Annotated in this window: 21 protein-coding genes and 3 rRNA genes; 6 read left to right on the forward strand and 18 right to left on the reverse strand. The window is 66.9% G+C overall.

Annotated elements, in window-relative coordinates; genetic code table 11:
• Positions 1-9 precede the first annotated feature (9 nt).
• From OG303_RS22570 to OG303_RS22590, 5 genes are all read right to left on the reverse strand, one after another.
• Positions 10-1,713 carry a uroporphyrinogen-III synthase gene (locus OG303_RS22570; RefSeq protein WP_405870405.1) on the reverse strand — a complete coding sequence of 568 codons (1,704 nt, stop codon included), beginning with the start codon at positions 1,711-1,713 and terminating at the stop codon, positions 10-12.
• Positions 1,710-2,669, reverse strand: a complete 960-nt coding sequence (gene hemC / locus OG303_RS22575; RefSeq protein WP_405870407.1) for a hydroxymethylbilane synthase — start codon at positions 2,667-2,669, stop codon at positions 1,710-1,712. Before hemC ends, OG303_RS22570 begins: the two co-directional genes overlap by 4 nt.
• Positions 2,666-4,495, reverse strand: a complete 1,830-nt coding sequence (locus tag OG303_RS22580; RefSeq protein ID WP_405870408.1) for a glutamyl-tRNA reductase — start codon at positions 4,493-4,495, stop codon at positions 2,666-2,668. Before OG303_RS22580 ends, hemC begins: the two co-directional genes overlap by 4 nt.
• Positions 4,492-5,256 carry a redox-sensing transcriptional repressor Rex gene (locus tag OG303_RS22585; protein ID WP_405870409.1) on the reverse strand — a complete coding sequence of 255 codons (765 nt, stop codon included), beginning with the start codon at positions 5,254-5,256 and terminating at the stop codon, positions 4,492-4,494. The genes OG303_RS22580 and OG303_RS22585 overlap by 4 nt, the downstream gene beginning before the upstream one ends.
• Before the next feature lie 281 nt (positions 5,257-5,537).
• Complete coding sequence (locus OG303_RS22590; RefSeq protein ID WP_405870411.1) at positions 5,538-5,807, reverse strand: glutaredoxin family protein; 270 nt, start codon at positions 5,805-5,807, stop codon at positions 5,538-5,540.
• Positions 5,808-5,979: 172 nt separating this feature from the next.
• Here OG303_RS22590 and OG303_RS22595 point away from each other — a divergent pair, with 172 nt between their 5' ends.
• The 3 genes from OG303_RS22595 to OG303_RS22605 all read left to right on the forward strand — a co-directional run bounded on the left by OG303_RS22595 (position 5,980) and on the right by OG303_RS22605 (position 9,564).
• Complete coding sequence (locus OG303_RS22595) at positions 5,980-6,906, forward strand: HAD family hydrolase (RefSeq protein WP_405870412.1); 927 nt, start codon at positions 5,980-5,982, stop codon at positions 6,904-6,906.
• 427 nt (positions 6,907-7,333) lie between these two features.
• Positions 7,334-8,107 carry an ECF subfamily RNA polymerase sigma factor, BldN family gene (locus OG303_RS22600; RefSeq protein ID WP_405870414.1) on the forward strand — a complete coding sequence of 258 codons (774 nt, stop codon included), beginning with the start codon at positions 7,334-7,336 and terminating at the stop codon, positions 8,105-8,107.
• A 233-nt stretch (positions 8,108-8,340) separates the two neighbouring features.
• Positions 8,341-9,564, forward strand: a complete 1,224-nt coding sequence (locus OG303_RS22605; protein ID WP_405870416.1) for a DUF5667 domain-containing protein — start codon at positions 8,341-8,343, stop codon at positions 9,562-9,564.
• Between the two features lie 68 nt (positions 9,565-9,632).
• On the opposite strand, the gene OG303_RS22610 is transcribed toward OG303_RS22605, so the two are convergent.
• The 5 genes from OG303_RS22610 to OG303_RS22630 form a co-directional block, all read right to left on the reverse strand.
• On the reverse strand, positions 9,633-10,685 hold the full coding sequence (locus tag OG303_RS22610; RefSeq protein WP_405870418.1) for a lysophospholipid acyltransferase family protein: 1,053 nt from the start codon (positions 10,683-10,685) through the stop codon (positions 9,633-9,635).
• 14 nt (positions 10,686-10,699) lie between these two features.
• Entirely contained in the window at positions 10,700-11,761 is a 1,062-nt protein-coding gene (locus tag OG303_RS22615; protein WP_405870420.1) for an NAD-dependent epimerase/dehydratase family protein, read from the reverse strand.
• A 293-nt stretch (positions 11,762-12,054) separates the two neighbouring features.
• Positions 12,055-12,153 carry a 30S ribosomal protein bS22 gene (locus tag OG303_RS22620; protein ID WP_003948845.1) on the reverse strand — a complete coding sequence of 33 codons (99 nt, stop codon included), beginning with the start codon at positions 12,151-12,153 and terminating at the stop codon, positions 12,055-12,057.
• 157 nt (positions 12,154-12,310) lie between these two features.
• Complete coding sequence (locus tag OG303_RS22625) at positions 12,311-12,520, reverse strand: helix-turn-helix domain-containing protein (protein WP_016437488.1); 210 nt, start codon at positions 12,518-12,520, stop codon at positions 12,311-12,313.
• 130 nt (positions 12,521-12,650) lie between these two features.
• Positions 12,651-13,466, reverse strand: coding sequence for a phosphatase (locus tag OG303_RS22630; protein WP_405870422.1), 816 nt, complete (start codon positions 13,464-13,466; stop codon positions 12,651-12,653).
• Positions 13,467-13,764: 298 nt separating this feature from the next.
• Here OG303_RS22630 and OG303_RS22635 point away from each other — a divergent pair, with 298 nt between their 5' ends.
• Positions 13,765-14,193, forward strand: coding sequence for a spore-associated protein A (locus OG303_RS22635; RefSeq protein WP_405870423.1), 429 nt, complete (start codon positions 13,765-13,767; stop codon positions 14,191-14,193).
• 45 nt (positions 14,194-14,238) lie between these two features.
• On the opposite strand, the gene OG303_RS22640 is transcribed toward OG303_RS22635, so the two are convergent.
• The 7 genes from OG303_RS22640 to OG303_RS22670 all read right to left on the reverse strand — a co-directional run bounded on the left by OG303_RS22640 (position 14,239) and on the right by OG303_RS22670 (position 23,309).
• Entirely contained in the window at positions 14,239-15,411 is a 1,173-nt protein-coding gene (locus tag OG303_RS22640; protein WP_405870425.1) for an acetoin utilization protein AcuC, read from the reverse strand.
• Complete coding sequence (locus tag OG303_RS22645; RefSeq protein WP_405870426.1) at positions 15,362-16,579, reverse strand: MFS transporter; 1,218 nt, start codon at positions 16,577-16,579, stop codon at positions 15,362-15,364. The genes OG303_RS22640 and OG303_RS22645 overlap by 50 nt, the downstream gene beginning before the upstream one ends.
• Before the next feature lie 78 nt (positions 16,580-16,657).
• Positions 16,658-17,353: a VC0807 family protein gene (locus OG303_RS22650; RefSeq protein WP_405870427.1), complete on the reverse strand. Its 696-nt coding sequence runs from the start codon at positions 17,351-17,353 to the stop codon at positions 16,658-16,660.
• A gap of 69 nt (positions 17,354-17,422) precedes the next feature.
• Positions 17,423-18,067, reverse strand: coding sequence for an HAD family hydrolase (locus OG303_RS22655; protein WP_405870429.1), 645 nt, complete (start codon positions 18,065-18,067; stop codon positions 17,423-17,425).
• A gap of 62 nt (positions 18,068-18,129) precedes the next feature.
• Positions 18,130-18,246: ribosomal RNA gene (gene rrf, locus OG303_RS22660) — 5S ribosomal RNA — on the reverse strand.
• 93 nt (positions 18,247-18,339) lie between these two features.
• Positions 18,340-21,462, reverse strand: a 23S ribosomal RNA gene (locus tag OG303_RS22665).
• A 319-nt stretch (positions 21,463-21,781) separates the two neighbouring features.
• A 16S ribosomal RNA gene (locus tag OG303_RS22670) occupies positions 21,782-23,309 on the reverse strand.
• The 16S, 23S and 5S rRNA genes sit together here, the layout of an rRNA operon.
• Before the next feature lie 843 nt (positions 23,310-24,152).
• On the opposite strand from OG303_RS22670, the gene trpS reads away from it, so the two are divergent.
• A complete protein-coding gene (trpS, locus tag OG303_RS22675; protein WP_405870430.1) occupies positions 24,153-25,214 on the forward strand; it encodes a tryptophan--tRNA ligase in 1,062 nt (353 codons plus the stop codon).
• Here trpS and OG303_RS22680 read toward each other — a convergent pair.
• Positions 25,118-26,164: a GlxA family transcriptional regulator gene (locus tag OG303_RS22680; protein WP_405870431.1), complete on the reverse strand. Its 1,047-nt coding sequence runs from the start codon at positions 26,162-26,164 to the stop codon at positions 25,118-25,120. The two genes, trpS and OG303_RS22680, sit on opposite strands and share 97 nt — an antisense overlap.
• A gap of 87 nt (positions 26,165-26,251) precedes the next feature.
• Between OG303_RS22680 and OG303_RS22685 the strand changes: the two genes are divergently transcribed.
• The gene (locus OG303_RS22685) at positions 26,252-26,839 is read left to right on the forward strand and encodes a cysteine hydrolase family protein (protein ID WP_405870432.1); all 588 of its coding nucleotides are present in this window, start codon (positions 26,252-26,254) and stop codon (positions 26,837-26,839) included.

Genomic DNA, 26,839 nt, shown 5'->3' on the forward strand with positions numbered 1-26,839 from the left:
CACCCGACATCAGGTCGTACGACGCCGCCTGGCCCCCGGCCGCCGCTCACTCGGCCGAGTAACGGGATCCCCCGCATCAAGCGCGGCAGCCCGCCGCCGCAGCCCGAACGCAGCCAACGCCTCCGCCAACTTGTGCACGGACGGCTCCGGAGCCATCACATCCACCCGCAGCCCGTGCTCCTCGGCCGTCTTGGCGGTGGCCGGACCGATACAGGCGATCACCGTCACGTTGTGCGGCTTCCCGGCGATACCCACCAGGTTCCGCACGGTGGAGGACGAGGTGAAGAGAACGGCGTCGAAGCCACCCCCCTTGATCGCCTCCCGCGTCTCGGCCGGCGGCGGCGAGGCCCGCACGGTCCGGTAGGCGGTGACGTCGTCGACCTCCCAGCCCAGCTCGATGAGCCCGGCGACAAGAGTCTCCGTGGCGATGTCCGCACGCGGCAGGAACACCCGGTCGATCGGGTCGAACACCGGGTCGTACGGCGGCCAGTCCTCGAGCAGGCCCGCGGCCGACTGCTCCCCGCTGGGCACCAGGTCCGGCTTCACACCGAACGCGACCAGCGCGTTGGCGGTCTGTTCCCCGACCGCCGCGACCTTGATGCCGGCGAAGGCGCGCGCATCAAGCCCGTACTCCTCGAACTTCTCCCGCACGGCCTTGACCGCGTTCACCGAGGTGAAGGCGATCCACTCGTACCGCCCGGTGACGAGCCCCTTCACGGCCCGCTCCATCTGCTGGGGCGTCCGCGGCGGCTCGACGGCGATGGTCGGCACCTCGTGCGGTACGGCCCCGTACGACTTCAACTGGTCGGAGAGCGACGCCGCCTGCTCCTTCGTACGCGGCACGAGGACCTTCCAGCCGAACAACGGCTTGGACTCGAACCACGACAGCTGGTCGCGCTGGGCGGCGGCGGAACGCTCACCGACCACGGCTATCACCGGCCGCCCGCCCTCGGGCGAGGGCAGCACCTTGGCCTGCTTCAACGTCTGGGCGATGGTGCCCAGCGTGGCCGTCCAGGTCCGCTGACGCGTGGTCGTGCCGGCCACCGTCACGGTCATCGGCGTATCGGGCTTGCGCCCCGCGGACACCAGCTCACCGGCGGCCGCGCCGACGGAGTCGAGCGTCGTCGAGACGACCACGGTCCCGTCGGAGGCGCCGACCTCGGTCCAGCACCGGTCGGACGCCGTGCGTGCATCGACGAACCGCACGTCCGCACCCTCGGCGTCGCGCAGCGGAACACCGGCGTACGCGGGCACGCCGACGGCGGCGGCGACACCGGGGACGACCTCGAAGGGCACGCCCGCGGCAACGCAGGCGAGCATCTCCTCGGCGGCGTACGTGTCGAGTCCGGGATCCCCGGACACCGCACGCACGACCCGCCTGCCGCCCCGCGCGGCCTCCATGACAAGATGTGCGGCATCCCGTACCGCGGGGACCCCAGCGGTTGTTGACGAACCGTCAACAACCGCCAGCTGAGGTGTGCCCGTGCCCGGATGAGAGTCCGACGAAGGACCCCCGTCCGTGTGCACTTCGGCGACACCTTGTCTGGCGTGCTGACGTACCACGTCGAGCACGTCGTGCTCGGCGACGAGGACGTCCGCGTTCCCCAGCGCCTCCACGGCGCGAAGAGTCAGCAGTCCCGGATCCCCGGGTCCGGCACCGAGGAAGGTGACGTGACCGTGTTCAAGGCCGGCGGGAAGAGTGGTGGGGCTCACTGTGCTCGCTCCCCCATCAGACCGGCCGCGCCCTGGGCAAGCATCTCGGCAGCGAGTTCACGGCCGAGCGCCATTGCTTGGTCGTACGTCTCGGGCACGGGACCGGTGGTGGACAGCTGCACCGTGCGCGAACCGTCGGTCGTGCCGACTATGCCGCGCAGGCGCATTTCGTTGACAATCTGCCCGTCGGCCAGCAAGTCGGCCAGCGCGCCCACGGGGGCGCTGCAGCCGGCTTCCAGGGCGGCGAGCAGTGACCGCTCGGCGGTCACGGCGGCCCGGGTGAACGGGTCGTCGAGCTCTCCGAGCGCGGCGATGAGGTCCGCGTTGTCCGCGGTGCACTCGATCGCCAGTGCCCCCTGGCCGGGGGCGGGCAGAACGGTGTCGACCGACAGGAAGTCGGTCACTTCGTCGCCACGGCCGATTCGGTTGAGTCCGGCGGCGGCCAGGACTACGGCGTCCAGTTCACCGTCCCGCACGTATCCGATCCGGGTGTCGACGTTGCCCCTGATCGGGACCGTCTCGATGTCCAGCCCGTGGCTGCGCGCGTACGCGTTCAGCTGCGCCATGCGACGCGGCGAACCCGTACCGATGCGCGCCCCGCGCGGCAGGTCGGTGAACTTCAGCGCGTCCCGGGCGACGAGCACGTCGCGCGGGTCCTCACGCAGCGGGACGGCGGCCAGCGCCAGTTCCCCGGGCTGCGTGGTCGGCAGGTCCTTCAGCGAATGAACCGCGAAGTCGACCTCGCCCCGCATCAACGCCTCACGCAGCGCCGTGACGAACACGCCGGTGCCGCCGATCTGCGCGAGATGCTCGCGGGAGGTGTCGCCGTACGTGGTGATCTCGACGAGCTCTACGGGCCGTCCGGTCACCTGGCTCACGGCGTCCGCCACTTGCCCGGACTGGGCCATGGCGAGTCTGCTTCGCCTGGTCCCGAGTCTCAGTGCCTTGCTACTCATGCTGGCCCTCGGTTCTTGCTGTTCTCTGACTCGTTTTCGGCCCTGGAGACGGCGGCCACCGCCTCCTGGTCGAGGTCGAACAGGGTGCGCAGCGCGTCCGCGTACCCGGCGCCGCCGGGCTCGGCCGCGAGCTGCTTGACCCGTACGGTCGGCGCGTGCAGCAGCTTGTCGACGACGCGCTTGACGGTCTGTGTGATCTCGCTGCGGTGCTTGTCGTCGAGCTCGGGCAGCCGCCCCTCGAGGCGCGCGATCTCGTTCGCGACGACGTCGGCGGCCATGGTGCGCAGGGCGACCACGGTGGGTGTGATGTGCGCGGCCCGCAGCGCCGCCCCGAACGCGGCGACCTCGTCGGAGACGATACGGCGGACCTGGTCGACGTCGGCCGCCATCGGAGCGTCGGCCGAGGCCTCGGCGAGCGACTCGATGTCCACCAGCCGCACCCCGGTCAGCCGGTGCACGGCCGCGTCGATGTCGCGGGGCATCGCGAGGTCGAGGAGGAAGAGGACGGGCGTGGGGCGCGGGGCCTCGACGACCGGTTCGGGCTTGCGGCGCTCGGGGATCCGGCCGACGGCGGAGGCCAGCGCGGCGAGTGCGGCGATGGCCTCGGCTTCCTCGGCGGGGTCGAGCGCGACGGCCGTACCCGCGGCGGCGACGCCCTGGGCCGGGCCGGAGGCCTGCGGCCGCGGCGCGTTGTCCACCCAGGCGGCGTGCTGCTCCAGATCGGTGGCGGCCATCCCGGCCACAGCGGCTTCCCCGAGCACGGAGAACCCGGCGGTCGTCTGCACGGCGGAGAGGTCGAGCGGACAGTTCTCCTCGGCCCCGAGGCCGGTGGCCGACAGGCCCTCCGGCCCGGCGCTCGCCTCCGGAGCGGTTCCGGCGGACACCCCGCCCGACGGCCCGGCGGCCGAAGCGGTCACCCGCGGGCCCGCCGCGCCCGGCGTCGTAGCGCCCAAGGCCCCGCCCGTCGCGCCGGTGCCCGCGGGCATCCGGCCGTCGACCGCGTCCGCGACGGCGTCCGCCGACAGAACGAGCCCGGTCGCACCGGTACACGACACGACCACGTCGGCACGTGTCAGCTCGCCCGGCACCGAATGCATCGGTACCGCGCGGGCCGGCACGTCCGTGTCGTCGCCCTCGGAGAGGATCTGCGCGAGGCGCTCGGCGCGGTCGGCGGTGCGGTTGGCGATCACGATCTCGGCGACCCCGGCCCGCGCGAGCGTGGCGGCGGCCAGCGAGGACATCGATCCGGCGCCGATGACCAGCGCCTTCTTCCCGCGAGCCCAGTCCCGCACGTCCCCGCCGGCGGACAGCTGCTCCAGTCCGAAGGTGACCAGGGACTGCCCGGCCCGGTCGATGCCGGTCTCGGAGTGGGCGCGCTTGCCGACCCGCAGCGCCTGCTGGAACAGGTCGTTGAGCAGCCGCCCGGCGGTGTGCAGGTCCTGCGCCCTGGCGAGCGAGTCCTTCATCTGCCCGAGGATCTGCCCCTCGCCCACGACCATGGAATCGAGCCCGCAGGCCACCGAGAACAGATGGTGGACGGCCCGGTCCTCGTAGTGGACGTAGAGATACGGCGTGAGCTCGTCGAGCCCCACCCCGCTGTGCTGGGCGAGCAGCGTGGACAGCTCGGCGACACCGGCGTGGAACTTGTCGACGTCGGCGTACAGCTCGATGCGGTTGCAGGTCGCGAGGACCGCGGCCTCGGTGGTGGGCTCCGCGGCGACCGTGTCCTGGAGCAGCTTGATCTGGGCGTCCGCGTTCAGCGCGGCCCGTTCCAGAACGCTGACCGGGGCGCTGCGGTGACTCAGCCCGACGACGAGCAGACTCATGCCGGCATCACGGCGGGTACGTCCCCGTCGGGTCCCTGCTCGGCGGACTCCTTGCGGGCGGCGGCGGCCGGTCCCGCGCCGTCGGACGCGGCGGCCTCCTCGCCGGCCTTGCGCTGCTCGTGGAAGGCGAGGATCTGCAGCTCGATCGACAGATCCACCTTGCGTACGTCGACGCCGTCCGGGACGGTCAGCACGGTCGGCGCGAAGTTCAGGATGGAGGTGACCCCGGCGGCCACGAGCCGGTCGCAGACCTGCTGGGCGGCACCGGCGGGCGTGGCGATGACGCCGATGCTCACGCCGTTGTCATCAATGATCTTTTCGAGTTCATCGGTGTGCTGCACGGGAATGCCCGCGACGGGCTTTCCGGCCATGGCCGGGTCGGCGTCTATCAGAGCCGCGACACGGAACCCACGAGAGGCGAACCCGCCGTAATTGGCCAGAGCCGCGCCGAGATTACCGATACCGACGATCACAACCGGCCAGTCCTGGGTGAGGCCCAGCTCACGTGAGATCTGATAGACGAGATACTCGACGTCGTAGCCGACACCCCTGGTCCCGTACGACCCCAGATACGAGAAGTCCTTGCGCAGCTTCGCGGAGTTGACCCCCGCGGCGGCAGCGAGTTCCTCGGACGAAACCGTGGGTACCGAGCGCTCCGACAGTGCGGTCAGGGCGCGGAGGTACAGCGGAAGCCTGGCGACGGTGGCCTCGGGAATCCCTCGGCTACGGGTCGCCGGTCGGTGAGTTCGGCCAGTTGCCACGGTGCTCCTGCGGGTAGAGCGGGGCTGCAGGCGGTCACACGTACCCAGACCGCCCCGTCGACAGCAGGCTATGTCTTTGTGAACGCGTGCACAAAGATGGTGTCCGATTTGCCCGGCCAACGTGACCGGGGTCACGCACCCCCGGCGCACTGGTGTAGAACCGGCGCACAAGCACCACTGTGCCTCTATTCCTGGGGGCAAAACCGCACACACTCCTCTTACGATCCCCGCCCCCGAGACCAGTCGCCGTCGATCCTAAGCGAGTTTCCGGACGACTTGGACTACTCAGTCAGCGCTTTACGCAACCGCTGTTCCTCAACACGCCAGAAGGTGTGCTGCTTCCCATCGACCAGCACGACGGGAATCTGCTCCCAATACTGGTCATGGAGCTGCTGATCCCGAGTGATGTCTCTCGTCTCCCACTTCACCCCCACCTCACCGCACACCTTCTCCACCACGATCTGTGCGTCATCACACAGATGACACCCGGGCTTTCGGATGAGAGTGACGATCCGGTCCTGGGGGGCCTTACGGCGGAAGAGGGGACTCATGCAAGCCATTCTCGCGCGCGAGAGGCCGGCGGCGGGACCCCCGCAGAGCCGCCGGGGATCGCAACGAACAGGCGGATCGGATCAGTTCTTTAACGACACGGTCGCGGAGAGTTCACAGCCTCCAAACCTCCGGCGTCTGGAGGCACCGAACAAACTGGCTATGCTCACGTTCATGGCCGCTCTCGGATGGCTCACTCCCCGTAGGCGCTCCGCCACGGCGCGGAGCGTGTTGGCAGGCGAGGCCTCTGCGGAGGCAGCGCGCAAGTCCTCGCAGGACGTTCAGGACGTCGACCTGACGGAAGAGGAACCGGAGTTCCCGGTACTCGGCGACGACAAGGCTGCCGCCTTCTTCGACCTCGACAACACCGTGATGCAAGGTGCTGCGCTCTTCCACTTCGGGCGTGGCCTGTACAAACGGAAGTTCTTCGAGACCCGCGACCTCGCCAAGTTCGCCTGGCAGCAGGCCTGGTTCCGGCTGGCCGGCGTCGAGGATCCGGAACACATGCAGGAGGCCCGCGACTCGGCCCTCTCCATCGTGCAGGGCCACCGCGTCGCCGAGTTGCAGTCGATCGGCGAGGAGATCTACGACGAGTACATGGCCGAACGGATCTGGCCGGGCACCCGGGCGCTCGCCCAAGCCCACCTGGACGCGGGCCAGAAGGTGTGGCTGGTCACAGCCGCCCCCGTCGAAATCGCCCAGGTCATCGCCCGCCGACTCGGCCTGACCGGCGCCCTGGGCACCGTGGCCGAGTCCGTCGACGGCGTCTACACGGGCAAGTTGGTGGGCGAACCCCTCCACGGCCCGGCGAAGGCGGAGGCGGTCCGCGCCCTGGCCGCGGCGGAGGGCCTCGACCTCTCCCGCTGCGCGGCCTACAGCGACAGCCACAACGACATCCCCATGCTCTCGCTGGTCGGCCACCCCTACGCCATCAACCCGGACTCCAAGCTCCGCAAACACGCCCGCAAGCTGGACTGGCGCCTGCGCGACTACCGCACCGGCCGCAAGGCGGCGAAGGTGGGCATCCCCGCGGCAGCCGGAGTGGGCGCGGTGGCGGGCGGCACAGCAGCAGCCATCGCCCTGCACAAGCGCCGCCGCTGAGAGACCCCGCTCCAACTCCGCACGCCCCCGCCACTCCAGCGGGGGCGCACCTTTTCGACGGGCGCCTCGGGGTACAGCGGCACAGCCACGGGTGATCACACAGTGATCACCCGCACCCCGGACATGCCAATCGACAACCCGTACCCCCACACCCCTGTGTCCAGTCCCATTGGCTGCACACGGCCACAACACGCCCCCTTCCCACTCGTAATCCGAACCAATTCGATCAACAACCGGTCACGCTAAGGCACTTGATCGGGCGTCAATCGGTTACAGAAGCGACGTAATCGATGATTTGAGCAACTGGGTGTAGCAGCGCCTGCACGAAGCGTTATTCTCCTCAGACGCAAACCGGTACCCCTCCGTCGCTACGACGGGTGAAAGGTCCCGCACTGCACGTGATGGAAGCTCTGCCTCTGGGAGTCCCGTGTACCCACACGTCGGGGTTGACGCCTCGGGCCTGGCTACGCTGCGCGCAACGGTCCAAGACCTGTTGCGCGGCTTCGTCCCCACCGCGTACGCCGTCCCCGCCCTAGCCGTAAGCAACACCCCCGTCGGCCCGTGCTACGCGCTCGCCGACGGCAGCGCCGCCGTCGGCAGACGCAGCCGCACGGCCGGTGCCACCACCACCCGCCGCCCGGCCGCGGACAGCGACAGCGCCCGGATGATGGACCTCGTCGAGCGCGCCCAGGCCGGCGAGGCCGAAGCGTTCGGCCGGCTCTACGACCAGTACAGCGACACCGTGTACCGGTACATCTACTACCGGGTCGGCGGCAAAGCCACCGCCGAAGACCTCACCAGCGAGACGTTCCTGCGCGCCCTGCGCCGCATCGGCACCTTCACCTGGCAGGGCCGCGACTTCGGAGCCTGGCTGGTCACCATCGCCCGTAACCTCGTGGCCGACCACTTCAAGTCGAGCCGCTTCCGCCTCGAGGTGACGACCGGCGAGATGCTCGACGCCAACGAGGTCGAGCGCTCCCCCGAGGACTCCGTCCTGGAGTCCCTCTCCAACGCCGCACTGCTCGATGCCGTACGACGGCTCAATCCCCAGCAGCAGGAGTGCGTGACGCTCCGCTTCCTCCAGGGTCTCTCCGTCGCCGAGACCGCCCGCGTGATGGGCAAGAACGAGGGCGCCATCAAGACCCTTCAGTACCGGGCCGTGCGCACCCTCGCCCGACTCCTCCCCGACGACGTCCGCTGACAGAACACATTCCGTGACGCCCAACTCGCTGTCAGTGAAAGTCCGTTGACTTCCCGATCCGATCATCCGTCGTCCGTAACCCAAGTGCCGCGACGCTCGTTGTGCGGGATGCAGGCTCCCTGTGGTCACTCCCTGGCCGTCTCCGATCACTCGATCGTGTGGATGTGGTCAGAGCGTGCAACCCTCAGGACCCCCTGGGGAGTCGACCGTCATGATGAGAGGAGGTGCCGCCAGTGATCGCGAACGTATCGGCACACCGGCGGGCGAACGCCTTCGCCCAGGCTCTGGAGGAGCAGCCGGATCGGGACACGGCGGCCGAGCAGTCCGAAGGACCGGCCCCGGCCCCGGCTGCTGCGGAACAGACCGATCAGGGCCGCCTGTTGGCCCTCACGGAGTGTCTCGGCGAGCTGCCCCGACCGAAGCTGGACCCCGAGGTCAAGGTGGTCCAGCGGGCCCAGCTGGTGGCCGCGTTCGAGGCCATGCTGCAGGAGGGTGCCGGTGGCGAGGCGGCAGAACCTTCGGTACCCGGGCAGCGATCCCGCGGCGCCCACCGGGCGAGCCCACTGGGCAAGCTGCGACCGCGGTCACGGCTGACCAAGGGTCTTGCCGCGGGCGGACTGAGCGTCGGCGTAGCGGCGGGAGCCTTCGGCGGAGTGGCCGCCGCCAGCTCGGACGCCCTGCCCGGTGACTCGCTCTACGGACTCAAACGCGGGATCGAGGACTTCAAGCTCAACTACGTGTCCGAGGGGGACGACGAGCGCGGCGTGGCCTACCTCGACCAGGCCTCCACACGGCTGAGCGAGGCCCGCCGCCTGATGGAGCGCGGCCGCGGCGGCACTCCCCTCGACCACGAGTCCCTGGGCGAGATCCGGCGCACCCTGTCGGGCATGACGCACGACGCGTCCGAGGGCCACCGGCTGCTGCACGAGGCGTACGAGCGCGATCCCGAGTCCCTCGGTCCCATCCAGGCCCTGTCCACCTTCTCGCGCTCGCACCGCGATGCCTGGGGTGCCCTCCGCGAGAGGCTCCCGGTCCAGCTCGTGGACGTCAGCGACCAGCTGTCGTCGGTGTTCGACGCCATAGACGAAGAAGTCGCCCCGCTGCAGTCCCTGCTCCCCCCGTCCCCGGCCCAGGGCGGCGGCAACGGCAAGCGACAGGGTTCCGGTACGGCGTCCACGGGCACGTCCGGCTCCGACCGGCGGTCGACGACGCCCAGCGCCGGCAGCGGCACCTCCGACGGCAGCCACTCCAGCAGCCCCACCCAGTCGGCCGGCTCCACCGGCGAGGGCCTGCTCGGAGGCAGCACCGGCGGACTGCTCGACCCGCCGAAGGACAGCGGCAGCGCCTCCCCGTCGGCAAGCAAGTCCCCGACCACCGAACCGGACGTGACGATCCCACCCCTCCTCCCGGGCCTGCTCCCCGGCCTCGGCATCGACAGCCAGGACACGGGCCAGTAAGGCGCTACGACGAAGGGGGCGCCCCTCTCACGGGGGGGCGCCCCCTTCGTCGTAAACCCAGGAGAACCTCAGAAGAACACGGACCGCCGCTGCACCAGCAGCTTGTACAGCGTGTGCTGGATCTGTTCCCTGACCTGGTCGGTCAGGTTGAACATCAGCATCGGGTCCTCGGTGGCCTCCGGCGGATAGCCGTCCGTCAGGATCGGCTCGCCGAACTGGATCGTCCACTTCGTCGGCAGCGGGATCCCGCCCAGCGGGCCGAGCCACGGGAAGGTCGGCGTCAGCGGGAAGTACGGGAAACCCAGGAGGCGGGCCAAGGTCTTCGCGTTGCCGATCATCGGGTAGATCTCCTCGGCCCCGACGATCGAGCACGGGATGATCGGGGTGCCGTGGCGCAGAGCCGTGGAGACGAAGCCGCCGCGGCCGAAGCGCTGGAGCTTGTAGCGCTCGCCGAAGGGCTTGCCGATGCCCTTGAAGCCCTCCGGCATGACGCCGACCAGCTCGCCCCGCCCCAGCAGCCGTTCGGCGTCCTCGGCGCAGGCGAGGGTGTGACCGGCCTTGCGGGCCAGCTCGTTGACCACCGGCAGCATGAAGACCAGGTCCGCCGCGAGCAGGCGCAGATGGCGGCCCGCCGGGTGGTTGTCGTGGACGGCGACCTGCATCATCAGGCCGTCCATCGGGATCGTCCCGGAATGGTTGGCGACGATCAGCGCGCCGCCGTCCGTCGGGATGTTCTCGATGCCCTTCACCTCGACCCGGAAGTACTTCTCGTACACCGGGCGCAGCAGGGACATCAGGACCTGGTCGGTCAACTCCTCGTCGTAGCCGAAGTCGTCGACCTCGTAGTCGCCGGTGAGGCGGCGGCGCAGGAAGGAGAGGCCGCTCGCGATGCGCCGCTCCACACCACCGCCGTCCTGCGGCTTCTGGGGCGGCTGTTCCTCATGCGTCACGGGAACATCATCCTGCGCAGGCGCCCTGCTGGGCAGAGGCTGGACCTCGCCGACCAGCGCGGGTTCGTGTGTCCTGCGCCGACTCCCCGCGCTCCGGCGCCGCGACGGCCGCTGTACGGCGCTCCCGCGGGACCGGTCGTCGTCGAACGGAATGACCTTGGCGTCCGCCATCGTTGATGCGCTCCTCAGTTGGCGCTCGGCGTCGGGGGGTGGCCGCTGCCCAGGACGGGCAGCGCGGCGATCCGGTCGACGGTTCCCGCGAGGGCCTCCGGCGGCAGGAGCCCGGGTCCGTGACTGCGTGCGAAGTCCGCGAACGTCTCCGCCGTCGTGTACTTCGGCCTGAATCCGAGCGTCTCACGCATCTGGTCCGTCGCCACGACCCGACCGTGTGTCAGCAGCCGGATCTGTTCGGGCGAGAAGTCCGTCATGCCCAGCGTACGCACCAGGGAGCCCGCCCAGGTGACCGCCGGCAGCAGCAGCGGCACCGTGGGGCGGCCGAGCCGCCTGGAGCACTGGGAGAGCAGCAGGACGCCGTCGCCGGCGATGTTGAAGGTGCCGCTGTTGAGCGTGCCGCGCTCCGCCTCGTGCGAGGCGATCCGCAGCACCTCCATCACGTCGTCCTCGTGCACGAACTGCAGCCGCGGGTCGTAGCCGAACACGGTCGGCAGGACCGGCAGCGAGAAGTAGGAGGCGAGCGGTGTATCCGCCGTGGGCCCCAGGATGTTGGCGAACCGCAGCACGCACACGGCCACATCGGGCCGCCGCCGCGCGAAGCCCCGTACGTACCCCTCGACCTCGACCGTGTCCTTGGCGAAGCCGCCGCTGGGCAGGGACTTGGGCGGGGTCGACTCGGTGAACACCGCGGGATCGCGGGGCGCGGAGCCGTACACGTTCGTACTGGACTTCACGACGAGCCGCTTGACGTTCGGCGACTTCTGGCAGGCACCGAGCAGTTGCATGGTGCCGATGACGTTGGTCTCCTTGACCGCCATCCTGCTGCCGCTGCCGAGCCCGGTGGCGCTCACATCCATGTGTACGACCGTGTCGGCGCCCGTCTCGGCGAGCACGCGCGCGATGGTGGGCTGCCGGATGTCGGCCTGGATGAAGTCCGCTCCCCCGAGGTGGTGCTCGGGTGGGATCGCGTCCACGGCGATGACCCGGTCCACCTCCGGGTCACGCTGGATCCGTCGTACGAACCGGCCCCCCAGCCTGCGGGCCACTCCGGTCACGAGCACGACCTTGCCCAAGATCTACGCCTTCCTTCCAGCCCATCCGGTAGTCGTAGCCTGCCGTGTTCCCCGTGTGTGGCCAACTTAGCGGGTCGATGTTGCGCTGTGATGACCACCCAATGCACGAAGTGACGACATCCACAGACGTACGAACAGACCCAGCCATGTGAAACACGTGCGTACGCCCAGGGCTTGTGCGGGTTCCTGTGCGAGGTCCCGTGCGCTTCTGGGAGCTTCTGTGAACCCTCGAACGCATGTGGCCCCCCACCGGTTGCGGTGGGGGGCCACAGAACACGCTCCTGGAGCGTCGCCTACTTCTTGTTGCGACGCTGAACGCGCGTGCGCTTGAGCAGCTTGCGGTGCTTCTTCTTAGCCATCCGCTTGCGCCGCTTCTTGATAACAGAGCCCACGACTACCCTCGCTCACTTCTCATCACTCGGTGTTTGGGCGCCATGGGCCCATACGACCTACAAGGGGCCAGCCTACCCGGCCGAGCGCTGAGGTCGTAATCGAGGGTGCCGGGGGAGATCCAGAAGAGCCCTGATGAGGATCCCCCCGGCGTCGACGTCAGGCGGTTTCCACCCCCACATAGCTCTCGCGAAGGTATTCGTGAACCGCGTTCTCGGGGACGCGGAAGGACCGCCCCACCCTGATCGCGGGCAGATGACCGCTGTGCACCAAGCGGTACACGGTCATCTTCGACACTCGCATCACCGAGGCGACTTCCGCCACGGTAAGGAACTGAACCTCGCTCAGAGGCCTCTGCTCAGCAGCCATGACACACCTGAACCTTCCGCACTCGACGCGCCACCGGCTTCCCCTTCCGGTGACTCTTCGTCGCTGCGTGCTCACTCCCCAATGTAGGGGCCAGTGATGCGAGTGGGGAAGAGGTGCACCCATCGGCGGCCTACTGTGACAGACACGCTCGATTGAGTACGTAGCGGGTAAGCGGTCGGTAGTAATCAGACCGCACAGCGTCATCAAGTGGAACGACGACGGACACGGACCCCTCCGCCTCCCCCACGAAGAGTGCGGGGTCGTCCGTATCAGCCAGCCCAATGGCCTCGAACCCCAGCTGACCTGCCCCGCAGACCCACCCGTGGTCCCCGACGACCAGCTCGGGAAGCGGCCCGCCGGCCTCGGCCGCCGCGGCCAGCGCGGTACGAACCGGGAGCGGAGAGTGCGTGTGTGCGCCGGTCGCACAACCGGGGCGAGGCGCCCCGGGTTCCCGCACCAGCGCGACTCCCTGTACGTAGTCAAGGTTGTACGTGCGTAGACCGAACCGGGTCGTTATGTCGACACAGTGGCCATGCGCCGGTGTGAGGACGGTACATCCCGCCGCCGACAGCGCGTCCGCCAAGGCGGCGTAGAAACCGAGCAGTCGGTGCGGGTGACCGGTGCCGAGGAGCACGGGGGCGCTGCGCTGGGCGGCTGCCTCGAGACGGTCCGCGAAGGCATCCAGAGCGGTCAGAGTGCGCTCCGGATCGATCACATCATGGCCGGAGACATGCTGCGGATCGGCCGAAACCCCGCACTTGTCCGCCATCAACCCGATCAAATCCCGCTGCCGCCATGTCCATTCGGGATCGAGTCCGATCAGCACGCGGGGGTCGCGGGCGGCGAAGAGCCGATAGCTACGGAGGCTCTCCTCACGGGAGGTGGCCACGGGCCCGGCGAGACGGGCGGCCAGGAGATGGGCTCGCAGGGCTCCGGTGCTCAACACGCCTCCGAGAGTGGCGGGCCGGGGGCGGGACTGCGGCGGGAACGGGAGAAATACCGCACGGTTGGCGTAATACACCGCATAATGCCCCACCTTCCGCCCGCTACCCGCGGTGACAGAACGGTGACAAAGGGCGCCACAACTAAGGCACGGGCTCCCCTGTCTCACCATGCGTGGACGGCAACGACCAACCGTCCCGAGCACGTTGACCAACATCGATCGAGCGACACCCATCGCCCGACACCAGTCGGCCAACATCAGTTGATCAACATCAGTTGATCAATACAACAGGGGGAACACCATGAAGCTGTCCCGTCGCGCCACCACCGCCGCCGCACTCACCGTGCTGGCCCTCGGCGGTACCGTCGCCGCCACCGCCCCGGCCTCGGCGGCCACCACCAAAGCGGCAGCCGCCTCGTACAACGGCGTCTGCGGCACCGGTTACAAGGTCATCGACTCCACTCCGGTCGCCCGTGTCGGCACGGTCTACCTGACCTGGAACGAGTCGACCGGCAAGAACTGCGCCGTGACCGTCCGCAACACCACGGGCGCCAAGATCCACATGGAGATCGCCCTGGCGGCCCTCGACAGCGGCCAGCACGACGCCGTGGACTCCGGCCGGTACACGAGCTACGCCGGCCCGGTCTACGTCAACGGCCGTGGCTACTGCGTCGCGTGGACCGGCACCATCGGCACCGCGTCGGCCGGCGACTCGGGTCACTGCAGCTGATCCGGAACCGGGGGCGGGCCGACCACTCGCCCCCGGGCACCACCCCTACGCCAGCAGCCCGCGCAGCGGGAACACCGCCCGCCGCGTCGCCAGCACCGCCTGGTCCAGCCGGTCCGCGGGGTCGTACCCCGCCTCCCACTCGGCGTACGACACGGGCCACCGCCCGTCCGTCATCCGCGCCGGCGCCAACTGCCGCGTCCGCGCGAAGACTTCCTGCCGCCAGCCCTCCGGGATCACCGTCTCCGGCGCGATCTCCCGCCCCGCCGCGATTCCCACGAGATGCGTCCACGACCGCGGCACGACCTCGACGACCGCGTAACCGCCGCCGCCGAGCGCGACCCACTTCCCGTCGGCGAACTCGTGCGCCAGCTCATGGCAGGCGACCTGCACGGCCCGCTGCGCGTCCAGCGACACGGCCAGATGCGCGAGCGGGTCCTCGAAGTGAGTGTCGGCCCCGTGCTGCGTCACCAGCACCTGCGGCCGGAAATCGGCGATCAGTTCCGGAACGACGGCATGGAAGGCCCGCAGCCACCCCGCGTCCCCGGTCCCGGCGGGCAGCGCGACGTTCACGGCCGACCCCTCCGCGGAGTCCGCCCCCGTCTCCTCCGGCCACCCGGTCTGCGGAAACAGCGTCCGCGGATGCTCGTGCAGCGAGATCGTCAGAACCCGCGGATCCTCCCAGAAGGCCGCCTGCACCCCGTCCCCGTGATGCACGTCCACATCGATGTACGCGACCCGCTCGGCCCCGAGCTCCAGCAGCCGCGCGATGGCGAGCGAGGCGTCGTTGTAGATGCAGAACCCGGACGCGCCCCCGGGCATCGCGTGGTGCAGCCCGCCCGCGAAGTTCACCGCGTGCAGCGCCTCGCCGCGCCACACGGCCTCGGCGCCCCCCACCGACTGCCCGGCGATCATCGCGGACACCTCGTGCATACCGGCGAAGGCGGGATCGTCCATCGTCCCCAGCCCGTACGCCCCGTTCGCCGCCTCCGGATCCGCCGAAAAGGCCTTCACGGCCTCGACGTAGTCCTCCCGGTGGACGAGCCGCAGCGTCGACTCCCCGGCGGGCTTCGCCGCCACCACGTCGACGTCCTTGTCGAGCCCGAAGGCATCGACAAGGTGCCTGGTCAGGGCGAGCCGGACCGGATCCATCGGGTGGTCCGGACCGAAGTCATAGCCCGTTACTGCCTCGTCCCACATCAGCTGTGCGCGGCCGCTCATGCCCGCCACCGTATCGGTCCGGTTGAGGAGCGAACGACCGGGCGTAGAACAGGGTCACCAGCACCAACACCATCGGCACGATCATGGCTCCGCGATAGCTCCACGTGTCCCCCAGCGCACCCACCAGCGGCGAGCCGATCAGGAATCCGACGTAGTTGAAGACATTGAGCCGTGCGACGGCGGCATCGGAGGCGTTCGGGAACAGCCGCCCGGCGGCCGCGAAAGTCTGCGGCACCAGCACGCACAGCCCGAGCCCCAGCAGCGTGAACCCGAGCATCCCGACCCACGCCCCCGGCGCCAGGGCCACCACGGCAAACCCCGCCGCCGCCACGAGCGCCCCCAGCCGCACGACCGCCACGGCCCCGAACCGCCGTACCCCCAAGTCCCCCAGCGACCGCCCCAGCAGCGTGGTCACCATGTAGACGTTGTACGGCACCGTCGACAGCTGCTCCGAACTCCCGAGCACGTCCTTGAGGTACTTGGCACTCCAGTTGGAGACGGTCGAGTCCCCGATGTACGCGAAGGTCATCACGAGACACAGCGGCAGCAGCAGCTTGAAGACGACGGTCTGCCCCTGCCCCTCCCCCTCTTCCCGTACGTCCAGGGAGGCGTCCCCGCCGACGTACCACCGGCTCCCCACGAGCGTGGCCGGCAACAGCACCGCGACGACCGGCAGATACGACACCCACAGCGCCAGATGCCAGTGCGCCCCCGCCCAGGCCAGCGAGGCCCCCACGATCCCGCCCAGGCTGAAGACGGCATGGAAGCTGAGCATGATGCTGCGGCCGTACGCCCGCTGCAGGCTCACCCCGAGCATGTTCATCGAGGCGTCGAGCCCACCCACGGCAAGCCCGAAGGCACCCAGCGCGATTCCCAACTCGGCCAGGTGCTCCCCCGACCCGACCCCGAGGAGCGCCAGCAACACCACGGGCTGCAGGCACCGCAGCAGCACACTGGGCGATATCCGCTTCACCAACTGCTCGGTCGTCACGCTGCCGACACCGGCCAGGATGGGCACGGCGGCCAGAAAGGCGGGCAGCAGCGCGTCGGAGACGCCGTACCGGTCCTGGATGGCCGGGATGCGGGTCACGAGAAGGGCAAAGGTGGCGCCCTGAGCGAAGAAACTGAATGCCAAAGAGGCCCTACCGCGCCGCAGCACATCTGTCATGGCGGCGAGCGTAGGGCCCCGGGCTACCTGTGGGTAGATCAACCCAAAGATGAATTTCCCTCAGCTTTACCTGTGTGCTCAGGCGGCGACGGCAACCGCCGGCTTCGTGGCCTCCGCGGCCTCCGTCTCGGCGGCGAGCATCCGCTCCATGGGCCCGGCGGCGAAAGCACCGCCGATCACGATCCCGAGCGCGATCGCGCTCACCAGGAGGACCCCACCGAGCCAGACCATCGTGTCCACGGGAATCGTGTACGCACCCATGACCCGCGCGACGCACTCACCGAGCAGCGCCACACCCCAGACCACGGAGAACAGCCGCTCCTTGCGCCGGAAGTCCGCCGACCCGGACGCCACCCCGCTCACCAGCCGCTCCCAGGCGGCATCCTTCGCCGCGTCCGCCTTCACCAGGAAGGGCTTGAGGCCCGCGGTCATCATCGGCTTCCCGAGCGCCACGGAGACCAGGATGCCGATCGCGACCGTGCTGCTGACCGCTCCGTCCTTGGCAAGCATCAGCCGAGGGTCACCGGAGACGAAGCTGAGCAGCAGCCCGACGACGTTCACGACGAGGATCAGAAGCGCCAGCCCGTTGGTCGCCCGCTCCTTGACCACGCTCCACACGGTCCGCCCGGCCGGCACCACGCTGCTCCAGGCGAGCGCCGCGAACGTGCTCATCCCGAAGCCGTCCTTGAACAGGTAGTACGAACCGAGAGGCACCGCCACGTCCACGATCAGCGGGGCGAAGGGGTTCTTCTTCTTGCTCGTCTTCGTCGTCATGCCCTCAGCTTGCCGCCCGGCACCTGAGCGCCAGTAGAAACGATCGTCCGGAGCTCGGCATGACAAATGTCAGACCAGCAGGTCGGCCAACTCCCCCATGTCCGAGAAAAGTTGAGTCGCTCCTACGAGCCTGTCGGCAGGCGTCATGGCGGTGAACCCGAGGACGTCCATCCCTGCCGCGACCGCCGCCTGCACCCCCAGCCGACTGTCCTCGACCACCACACACCGCTCCGGTACGACCCCCATCCGCTCGGCCGCGTAGAGGAACAGGTCCGGCGCCGGCTTCCCCCGCCCGACATCCTGCGAACTGAAGATCCGCCCATCGTCGAACCACCGGTCAAGGCCGGTCTTCCGATGCCCCACCCGAATCCGCGCATGACTCCCGGAGGACGCGACACAGTACGGCACCCCGTCGGCGGCCAGCTTCTCCACGACACCGACGGCCCCGGCGACCGGCTCCAACTCCCGCTCGAACGCGGCGAACACACGCGCGTGGAAGACGTCGTCGAAGTCGTCCGGAAGCCTCTGCCCGGTTCGCTCCTGGACGAGGTCATGAACCCGGTGCATGGCAGCACCCATGTAGTCGCGAAGGGACTCCTCGTAGGAGGTCGGGTGCCCGAGCTCGGTGAGATAGGCGGCCAGGAGCCGGTTGGAGATGGGCTCGCTGTCGACGAGGACGCCGTCGTTGTCGAAGATCACGAGGTCATAGCGCATAACCACGAGCGTAAACGCAGAAAACCCCCGTACCGAAAGGTACGGGGGTTTTTGCAATGATTGTTCGGCGGCGTCCTACTCTCCCACAGGGTCCCCCCTGCAGTACCATCGGCGCTGTAAGGCTTAGCTTCCGGGTTCGGAATGTAACCGGGCGTTTCCCTCACGCTATAACCACCGAAACACTATGAAACTGTCGAACCATGCCACACCACGCTCTGTGAAACGTGGGGCTGTTCGTGGTTTCAGAACCAACACAGTGGACGCGAGCAACTGAGGACAAGCCCTCGGCCTATTAGTACCAGTCACCTCCAGCGGTTACCCGCCTTCCAGATCTGGCCTATCAACCCAGTCGTCTACTGGGAGCCTTACCCCATCAAGTGGGTGGGAATACTCATCTCGAAGCAGGCTTCCCGCTTAGATGCTTTCAGCGGTTATCCCTCCCGAACGTAGCCAACCAGCCATGCCCTTGGCAGAACAACTGGCACACCAGAGGTTCGTCCGTCCCGGTCCTCTCGTACTAGGGACAGCCCTTCTCAATATTCCTGCGCGCGCAGCGGATAGGGACCGAACTGTCTCACGACGTTCTAAACCCAGCTCGCGTACCGCTTTAATGGGCGAACAGCCCAACCCTTGGGACCGACTCCAGCCCCAGGATGCGACGAGCCGACATCGAGGTGCCAAACCATCCCGTCGATATGGACTCTTGGGGAAGATCAGCCTGTTATCCCCGGGGTACCTTTTATCCGTTGAGCGACGGCGCTTCCACAAGCCACCGCCGGATCACTAGTCCCGACTTTCGTCCCTGCTCGACCCGTCGGTCTCACAGTCAAGCTCCCTTGTGCACTTACACTCAACACCTGATTGCCAACCAGGCTGAGGGAACCTTTGGGCGCCTCCGTTACTCTTTAGGAGGCAACCGCCCCAGTTAAACTACCCATCAGACACTGTCCCTGATCCGGATCACGGACCCAGGTTAGACATCCAGCACGACCAGACTGGTATTTCAACGACGACTCCCCCCGAACTGGCGTCCGGAGTTCAAAGTCTCCCAGCTATCCTACACAAGCCGAACCGAACACCAATATCAAACTGTAGTAAAGGTCCCGGGGTCTTTCCGTCCTGCTGCGCGAAACGAGCATCTTTACTCGTAGTGCAATTTCACCGGGCCTATGGTTGAGACAGTCGAGAAGTCGTTACGCCATTCGTGCAGGTCGGAACTTACCCGACAAGGAATTTCGCTACCTTAGGATGGTTATAGTTACCACCGCCGTTTACTGGCGCTTAAGTTCTCAGCTTCGCACGCCCGAAAGCGCACTAACCGGTCCCCTTAACGTTCCAGCACCGGGCAGGCGTCAGTCCGTATACATCGCCTTACGGCTTCGCACGGACCTGTGTTTTTAGTAAACAGTCGCTTCTCGCTGGTCTCTGCGGCCACCCCCAGCTCACCGAGTAAATCGGATCACCGGTGATGGCCCCCCTTCTCCCGAAGTTACGGGGGCATTTTGCCGAGTTCCTTAACCATAGTTCACCCGAACGCCTCGGTATTCTCTACCTGACCACCTGAGTCGGTTTAGGGTACGGGCCGCCATAAAACTCGCTAGAGGCTTTTCTCGACAGCATAGGATCATCCACTTCACCACAATCGGCTCGGCATCAGGTCTCAGACTATGTGTCAGGCGGATTTGCCTACCTGACGTCCTACACCCTTACCCCGGGACAACCACCGCCCGGGCTGGACTACCTTCCTGCGTCACCCCATCACTCACCTACTACCACCTTGGTCCGGCGGCTCCACCACTTTCCTTTCCCCGAAGGGTCCGGAACGGCTTCACGGCCTTAGCATCAATAGGTTCGGTGTTTGACGCTTCACAGCGGGTACCGGAATATCAACCGGTTATCCATCGACTACGCCTGTCGGCCTCGCCTTAGGTCCCGACTTACCCTGGGCAGATCAGCTTGACCCAGGAACCCTTAGTCAATCGGCGCACACGTTTCTCACGTGTGAATCGCTACTCATGCCTGCATTCTCACTCGTGAACCGTCCACCACTGCCTTCCGGCGCGGCTTCACCCGGCACACGACGCTCCCCTACCCATCACGATCCCCGTTGGGGGTATATATCGCAATGACACGACTTCGGCGGTACGCTTGAGCCCCGCTACATTGTCGGCGCGGAATCACTAGACCAGTGAGCTATTACGCACTCTTTCAAGGGTGGCTGCTTCTAAGCCAACCTCCTGGTTGTCTCTGCGACTCCACATCCTTTCCCACTTAGCGTACGCTTAGGGGCCTTAGTCGATGCTCTGGGCTGTTTCCCTCTCGACCATGGAGCTTATCCCCCACAGTCTCACTGCCGCGCTCTCACTTACCGGCATTCGGAGTTTGGCTAAGGTCAGTAACCCGGTAGGGCCCATCGCCTATCCAGTGCTCTACCTCCGGCAAGAAACACACGACGCTGCACCTAAATGCATTTCGGGGAGAACCAGCTATCACGGAGTTTGATTGGCCTTTCACCCCTAACCACAGGTCATCCCCCAGGTTTTCAACCCTGGTGGGTTCGGTCCTCCACGAAGTCTTACCTCCGCTTCAACCTGCCCATGGCTAGATCACTCCGCTTCGGGTCTTGAGCGTGCTACTAAAAACGCCCTATTCGGACTCGCTTTCGCTACGGCTACCCCACCCGGGTTAACCTCGCAACACACCGCAAACTCGCAGGCTCATTCTTCAAAAGGCACGCAGTCACGAGGCAAGCACAAGTGCTTGCCCGACGCTCCCACGGCTTGTAGGCACACGGTTTCAGGTACTATTTCACTCCGCTCCCGCGGTACTTTTCACCATTCCCTCACGGTACTATCCGCTATCGGTCACCAGGGAATATTTAGGCTTAGCGGGTGGTCCCGCCAGATTCACACGGGATTTCTCGGGCCCCGTGCTACTTGGGTGTCTCTCAAACGAGCCGTTGACGTTTCGACTACGGGGGTCTTACCCTCTACGCCGGACCTTTCGCATGTCCTTCGCCTACATCAACGGTTTCTGACTCGTCTCACGGCCGGCAGACCGTAAAAGAGAGATCCCACAACCCCGCACACGCAACCCCTGCCGGGTCTCACACGTATACGGTTTGGCCTCATCCGGTTTCGCTCGCCACTACTCCCGGAATCACGGTTGTTTTCTCTTCCTGCGGGTACTGAGATGTTTCACTTCCCCGCGTTCCCTCCACTTGCCCTATGTGTTCAGGCAAGGGTGACAGCCCATGACGACTGCCGGGTTTCCCCATTCGGACACCCCCGGATCAAAGCCTGGTTGACGACTCCCCGGGGCCTATCGTGGCCTCCCACGTCCTTCATCGGTTCCTGGTGCCAAGGCATCCACCGTGCGCCCTTAAAAACTTGGCCACAGATGCTCGCGTCCACTGTGCAGTTCTCAAACAACGACCAGCCACCCATCACCCCACCCTGAAGGGCGAGTTCACTGGGGCCGGCACTGAAGGCAGCCGAAAACCGGCCGAACCCTCAGACACCCAACAGCGTGCCCGGCCCGTGTCCGCCCGGAGATCATGCGTTCCACGCTCCGAAGAGCAGTACTTGCAAGCCTCCGACCCGAGACCCAGGCCGAATAATCAACGTTCCACCCATGAGCAACCAGCATCGGACGTACGCCGATGTACTGGCCTCTGACCTCACCCCGTGGGGATCGGTAAGAAGTGCTCCTTAGAAAGGAGGTGATCCAGCCGCACCTTCCGGTACGGCTACCTTGTTACGACTTCGTCCCAATCGCCAGTCCCACCTTCGACAGCTCCCTCCCCACAAGGGGGTTGGGCCACCGGCTTCGGGTGTTACCGACTTTCGTGACGTGACGGGCGGTGTGTACAAGGCCCGGGAACGTATTCACCGCAGCAATGCTGATCTGCGATTACTAGCAACTCCGACTTCATGGGGTCGAGTTGCAGACCCCAATCCGAACTGAGACCGGCTTTTTGAGATTCGCTCCACCTCACGGTATCGCAGCTCATTGTACCGGCCATTGTAGCACGTGTGCAGCCCAAGACATAAGGGGCATGATGACTTGACGTCGTCCCCACCTTCCTCCGAGTTGACCCCGGCGGTCTCCTGTGAGTCCCCATCACCCCGAAGGGCATGCTGGCAACACAGAACAAGGGTTGCGCTCGTTGCGGGACTTAACCCAACATCTCACGACACGAGCTGACGACAGCCATGCACCACCTGTACACCGACCACAAGGGGGGCACTATCTCTAATGCTTTCCGGTGTATGTCAAGCCTTGGTAAGGTTCTTCGCGTTGCGTCGAATTAAGCCACATGCTCCGCTGCTTGTGCGGGCCCCCGTCAATTCCTTTGAGTTTTAGCCTTGCGGCCGTACTCCCCAGGCGGGGAACTTAATGCGTTAGCTGCGGCACCGACGACGTGGAATGTCGCCAACACCTAGTTCCCACCGTTTACGGCGTGGACTACCAGGGTATCTAATCCTGTTCGCTCCCCACGCTTTCGCTCCTCAGCGTCAGTAATGGCCCAGAGATCCGCCTTCGCCACCGGTGTTCCTCCTGATATCTGCGCATTTCACCGCTACACCAGGAATTCCGATCTCCCCTACCACACTCTAGCTAGCCCGTATCGAATGCAGACCCGGGGTTAAGCCCCGGGCTTTCACACCCGACGTGACAAGCCGCCTACGAGCTCTTTACGCCCAATAATTCCGGACAACGCTTGCGCCCTACGTATTACCGCGGCTGCTGGCACGTAGTTAGCCGGCGCTTCTTCTGCAGGTACCGTCACTTGCGCTTCTTCCCTGCTGAAAGAGGTTTACAACCCGAAGGCCGTCATCCCTCACGCGGCGTCGCTGCATCAGGCTTGCGCCCATTGTGCAATATTCCCCACTGCTGCCTCCCGTAGGAGTCTGGGCCGTGTCTCAGTCCCAGTGTGGCCGGTCGCCCTCTCAGGCCGGCTACCCGTCGTCGCCTTGGTGAGCCATTACCTCACCAACAAGCTGATAGGCCGCGGGCTCATCCTTCACCGCCGGAGCTTTCAACCCCTACCCATGCGAGCAGGAGTGCTATCCGGTATTAGACCCCGTTTCCAGGGCTTGTCCCAGAGTGAAGGGCAGATTGCCCACGTGTTACTCACCCGTTCGCCACTAATCCCCACCGAAGTGGTTCATCGTTCGACTTGCATGTGTTAAGCACGCCGCCAGCGTTCGTCCTGAGCCAGGATCAAACTCTCCGTGAATGTTTACCCGTAATCGGGTCGACACCACGAGAGCGGAACAACCACCGGAATAAGGCGGTCGTTCACAGCGTCCTCGCTGTGTTTTGTTTCAAAGGAACCTCGCCCCAACCGGATATCCGGCAGGAGACGGGGTATCAACATATCTGGCGTTGATTTTTGGCACGCTGTTGAGTTCTCAAGGAACGGACGCTTCCTTTGTACTCACCCTCTCGGGCTTTCCTCCGGGCGCTTCCCTTCGATCTTGCGTTTCCGACTCTATCAGACCGTTTCCCGATCCGATTTCCTCGGTGCTTTCCAGGTTCCCGCTTTCGCGTTTCCCTTTCCAGCGGCTCCGACTCTATCAGATCCTTTCGGGCCTGACCCTCAGTCAGCGAGGCTATCTTCCCGGCCGTTGGGCCGTTCCGACGAGTGAGACTTTAGCGGATTCCCGGCTCCCGAGCTAATCGGGGCCGCGTCCTTTCGAACGTGGATTCCTCATTTCGTAAATACGCATGCCAATGACGCGACGCCGGACAGTTTCGACTGGCCGTCGAGTAGTGGTTGGTACTTGCGGAATGGCTGTCCGGGGACCGACCGAGATCGGCGCTCACGTCGAACAACTCGGAGAACACTACGTAGCCGACCTGGGCGTGTCAACTTGCCTCCGGACGGGACCCGGCAGGCGTACTCTTGGGGCCATGACTACGCATACGCGCACCCAGCAGTGGTGGGCCGCCTGACGGCGGCCGCGCTCACGTATGCGTTCAACGGCCGCCGCCTCGGCGGCCGTTCTCGTTTCTCCCTCCAGAGCTTCCGAGGGTCGGCCGGCCGGGACGGCGGCCTCGACCAGGAGGTGGAGAAGAGATGACGCGAGTCTTCAGTGGGGTCAAGCCGACCGGGCACCTGACGCTGGGGAACTACCTGGGAGCCATGCGGCAGTGGGCCGCGGTGGACCAGCACCGAGCTGATGCGCTGTTCTGCATCGTCGATCTGCATGCGCTGACGGTGGACCACGACCCGGCGCGGGTACGCAGACTCAGTCGGCAGGCGGCGACGCTGTTGCTTGCGACGGGGTTGGATCCGGCGCTGTGCACCGTGTTCGTCCAGAGTCACGTCGACGAGCACACCCGGCTGTCGTATGTGCTCGAGTGCGTGGCCACGGACGGCGAGATGCGGCGGATGATCCAGTACAAGGAGAAGGCCGCTCGCGAGCGGGAGCGGGGCGGGAGTGTGCGGCTGTCCCTGCTGACGTATCCGGCGCTGATGGCGGCGGACATCCTGGTGTACGGGGCGGACGAGGTGCCGGTGGGGCACGACCAGGCGCAGCATGTGGAGCTGACGCGGGATCTGGCGGTGCGGTTCAACCAACGGTACGGGCATACGTTCGTGGTGCCGAAGGCGACGCTTCCGGCGGTGGCCGCGCGGGTCATGAACCTGCAGGATCCGACGTCCAAGATGGGGAAGAGCGACGACACCGGGCCTGGAATCGTCTATCTGCTCGACGAGCCGGACGTGGTGCGGAAGAAGGTCATGCGGGCCGTGACCGACAGCGGGCGGGAAGTCGTGTACGACCGGGAGGCTCGGCCGGGCCTGGCGAATCTGTTGGAGATCCTGGCTGCCTGTACGGGTGGGAACCCCGAGGAGCTGAGCGGTGTATATGAGTCGTACGGGTCCTTGAAGAAGGACACCGCAGAGGCCGTGGTCGAGCTCCTCAAGCCCGTACAGGAAAGGCACAGGGCGCTGTGCGCTGATCCTGGCCATGTGGAGGGGGTGCTGCGGGATGGTGCGGAGAAGGCGCGGGCCATGGCCCGGCCGACCGTGGATGCCGCTTATCGCGCGATCGGGTTGCTGCCCGCTGCTTCCGATACGGAGGCGGTCGATACCGGCGCGGTCGACAGGGATGTCGTGCTGAACGCGGCTCGGTAGGCGCGCGGGCTGGTGGCGAGGCGTGATGCGAAGTGCTGGCGCATCGTGACCTCGCTGCCGAAGCCGGCGCGGCGGGCGACTTCGGGCATGGGCAGGTCGGTGCGCTCGAGGAGTTTCTGGGCCGCGGCGATGCGCTGGTCGAGGAGCCAGCGGAGCGGGGTCGTGCCGGTTTCCGCGGTGAAGTGGCGGGCGAAGCTGCGCGCGGACATGCCTGCGTGGGCGGCAAGGTCGGCGACCGTGAGCGGTTCGTGGAGGTGGCGCAGGGCGTGCTCGCGTACGGCGGCGAGGGCGTCGGCGTCGCGGTCCGCGCGAGGGGTGGGGTGCTCGATGAACTGTGCCTGGGTTCCGGTGCGGAAGGGCGCGGTGACCATCGAGCGGGCGATGGTGGCCGCCGCTTCGGCGCCGTGGGCCTGGCGGACGAGGTGGAGGCAGAGGTCGATGCCTGCCGCGGTGCCGGCCGCCGTCCAGATGTTGTCGTCCTCGATGAAGAGGGCGTCGGGGACGACCGTGACTTGGGGGTGGCGTGCGCGGAGAAGGCTGATGAGGTTCCAGTGCGTGATGGCGCGGCGGCCGTCGAGGAGGCCGGCCTGGGCGAGGGTGAACGCGCCGCCGCAGAGGGCCGCGATGGCGATGCCGCGGGCGTGCGCGCGGCGAAGGGCTTCGAGGACGGGGGTGGGTGCGGGTGTGAGGTGGTCGTCGAGGCCGGGGATCACGATCAGGTCGGCGCGGGACAGCCAGGTGAGGGCGCGGTCCGGGAGGAGGGCCATGCCGCCACGCATGGGAATGGGGGTGGTGGTGTCGGTGGCGACGCGGCGCAGGTCGAAGTCGGGGGCGCCGCGATCGGTGCGGTCGGTGCCCCAGACCTCGGTGATGACGGAGACGTCGAAGGCGCGGATGCCGGGGAACGCGACGAGGGCGACGCGGTACGCGCGCTCCACGGCATCATCCATGGCTTTCTCCATGGGTGGCAGTAAACCATCGATCGCTGTCTTTTCGCCCTCTGGGGCGGACGTGCTCCCGGCGGCAGGATCGTGGGCATGGAGATCGCAGAGAACGCAGCGCTGGTGGTCGTGGACGTGCAGAAGGGCTTCGACGAGGCCGACTTCTGGGGGCCGCGGAACAACCCGGAGGCCGATGACAACATCGCTTCCCTCATCGACGTGTGGCAGGCGACAGGGCGGCCGGTCGTCTTCGTACGGCATGACTCGCCGAAGCCCCAGTCGCCGCTGCGGCCGGGGTACGAGGGGAACTCTTTCAAGGAGTACGTGGAGCGGCGGCGCGGGAAGGGGGCCCGTGGGGCTGAGCTGCTGATCACGAAGACCAGGAACTCGGCCTTCTACGGCACGCCGGATCTGGCCGCCTGGCTGAAGGCGGAGGGGATCTCGCAGTTCGTGCTGGCAGGGATCCAAACCAACATGTGCGTGGAGACGACGGCTCGGATGGGCGGGAATCTGGGGTACGGCGTTGTGGTCGCGTACGACGCGACGTACACCTTCGATCTGGCGGGGCCGTTCGGCTGGCGGCGGAGTGCGGACGAGGTCGCGCAGGCGTCGGCGGTGTCGCTGCACGGGGGCGGCTTCGCGCAGGTGGTGGCCACGAAGGAGGTCGTGGACGCGGCGGGGTGA

Origin of the sequence: Streptomyces sp. NBC_00005, assembly GCF_045160215.1 — a bacterium.
Taxonomy (GTDB): domain Bacteria; phylum Actinomycetota; class Actinomycetes; order Streptomycetales; family Streptomycetaceae; genus Streptomyces.

Bases quoted from the DNA above. Each gene is read 5' to 3' on its own strand.
- OG303_RS22645 (WP_405870426.1), bottom strand. From the start codon at position 16,579: ATGACAGATGTGCTGCGGCGCGGTAGGGCCTCTTTGGCATTCAGTTTC.
- OG303_RS22650 (WP_405870427.1), bottom strand. From the start codon at position 17,353: ATGACGACGAAGACGAGCAAGAAGAAGAACCCCTTCGCCCCGCTGATC.
- OG303_RS22640 (WP_405870425.1), bottom strand. From the start codon at position 15,411: ATGAGCGGCCGCGCACAGCTGATGTGGGACGAGGCAGTAACGGGCTAT.
- OG303_RS22595 (WP_405870412.1), top strand. From the start codon at position 5,980: ATGGCCGCTCTCGGATGGCTCACTCCCCGTAGGCGCTCCGCCACGGCG.
- hemC (WP_405870407.1), bottom strand. From the start codon at position 2,669: ATGAGTAGCAAGGCACTGAGACTCGGGACCAGGCGAAGCAGACTCGCC.
- OG303_RS22685 (WP_405870432.1), top strand. From the start codon at position 26,252: ATGGAGATCGCAGAGAACGCAGCGCTGGTGGTCGTGGACGTGCAGAAG.
- OG303_RS22635 (WP_405870423.1), top strand. From the start codon at position 13,765: ATGAAGCTGTCCCGTCGCGCCACCACCGCCGCCGCACTCACCGTGCTG.
- OG303_RS22625 (WP_016437488.1), bottom strand. From the start codon at position 12,520: ATGGCTGCTGAGCAGAGGCCTCTGAGCGAGGTTCAGTTCCTTACCGTG.
- trpS (WP_405870430.1), top strand. From the start codon at position 24,153: ATGACGCGAGTCTTCAGTGGGGTCAAGCCGACCGGGCACCTGACGCTG.
- OG303_RS22580 (WP_405870408.1), bottom strand. From the start codon at position 4,495: ATGAGTCTGCTCGTCGTCGGGCTGAGTCACCGCAGCGCCCCGGTCAGC.
- OG303_RS22680 (WP_405870431.1), bottom strand. From the start codon at position 26,164: ATGGATGATGCCGTGGAGCGCGCGTACCGCGTCGCCCTCGTCGCGTTC.
- OG303_RS22610 (WP_405870418.1), bottom strand. From the start codon at position 10,685: ATGGCGGACGCCAAGGTCATTCCGTTCGACGACGACCGGTCCCGCGGG.
- OG303_RS22590 (WP_405870411.1), bottom strand. From the start codon at position 5,807: ATGAGTCCCCTCTTCCGCCGTAAGGCCCCCCAGGACCGGATCGTCACT.
- OG303_RS22655 (WP_405870429.1), bottom strand. From the start codon at position 18,067: ATGCGCTATGACCTCGTGATCTTCGACAACGACGGCGTCCTCGTCGAC.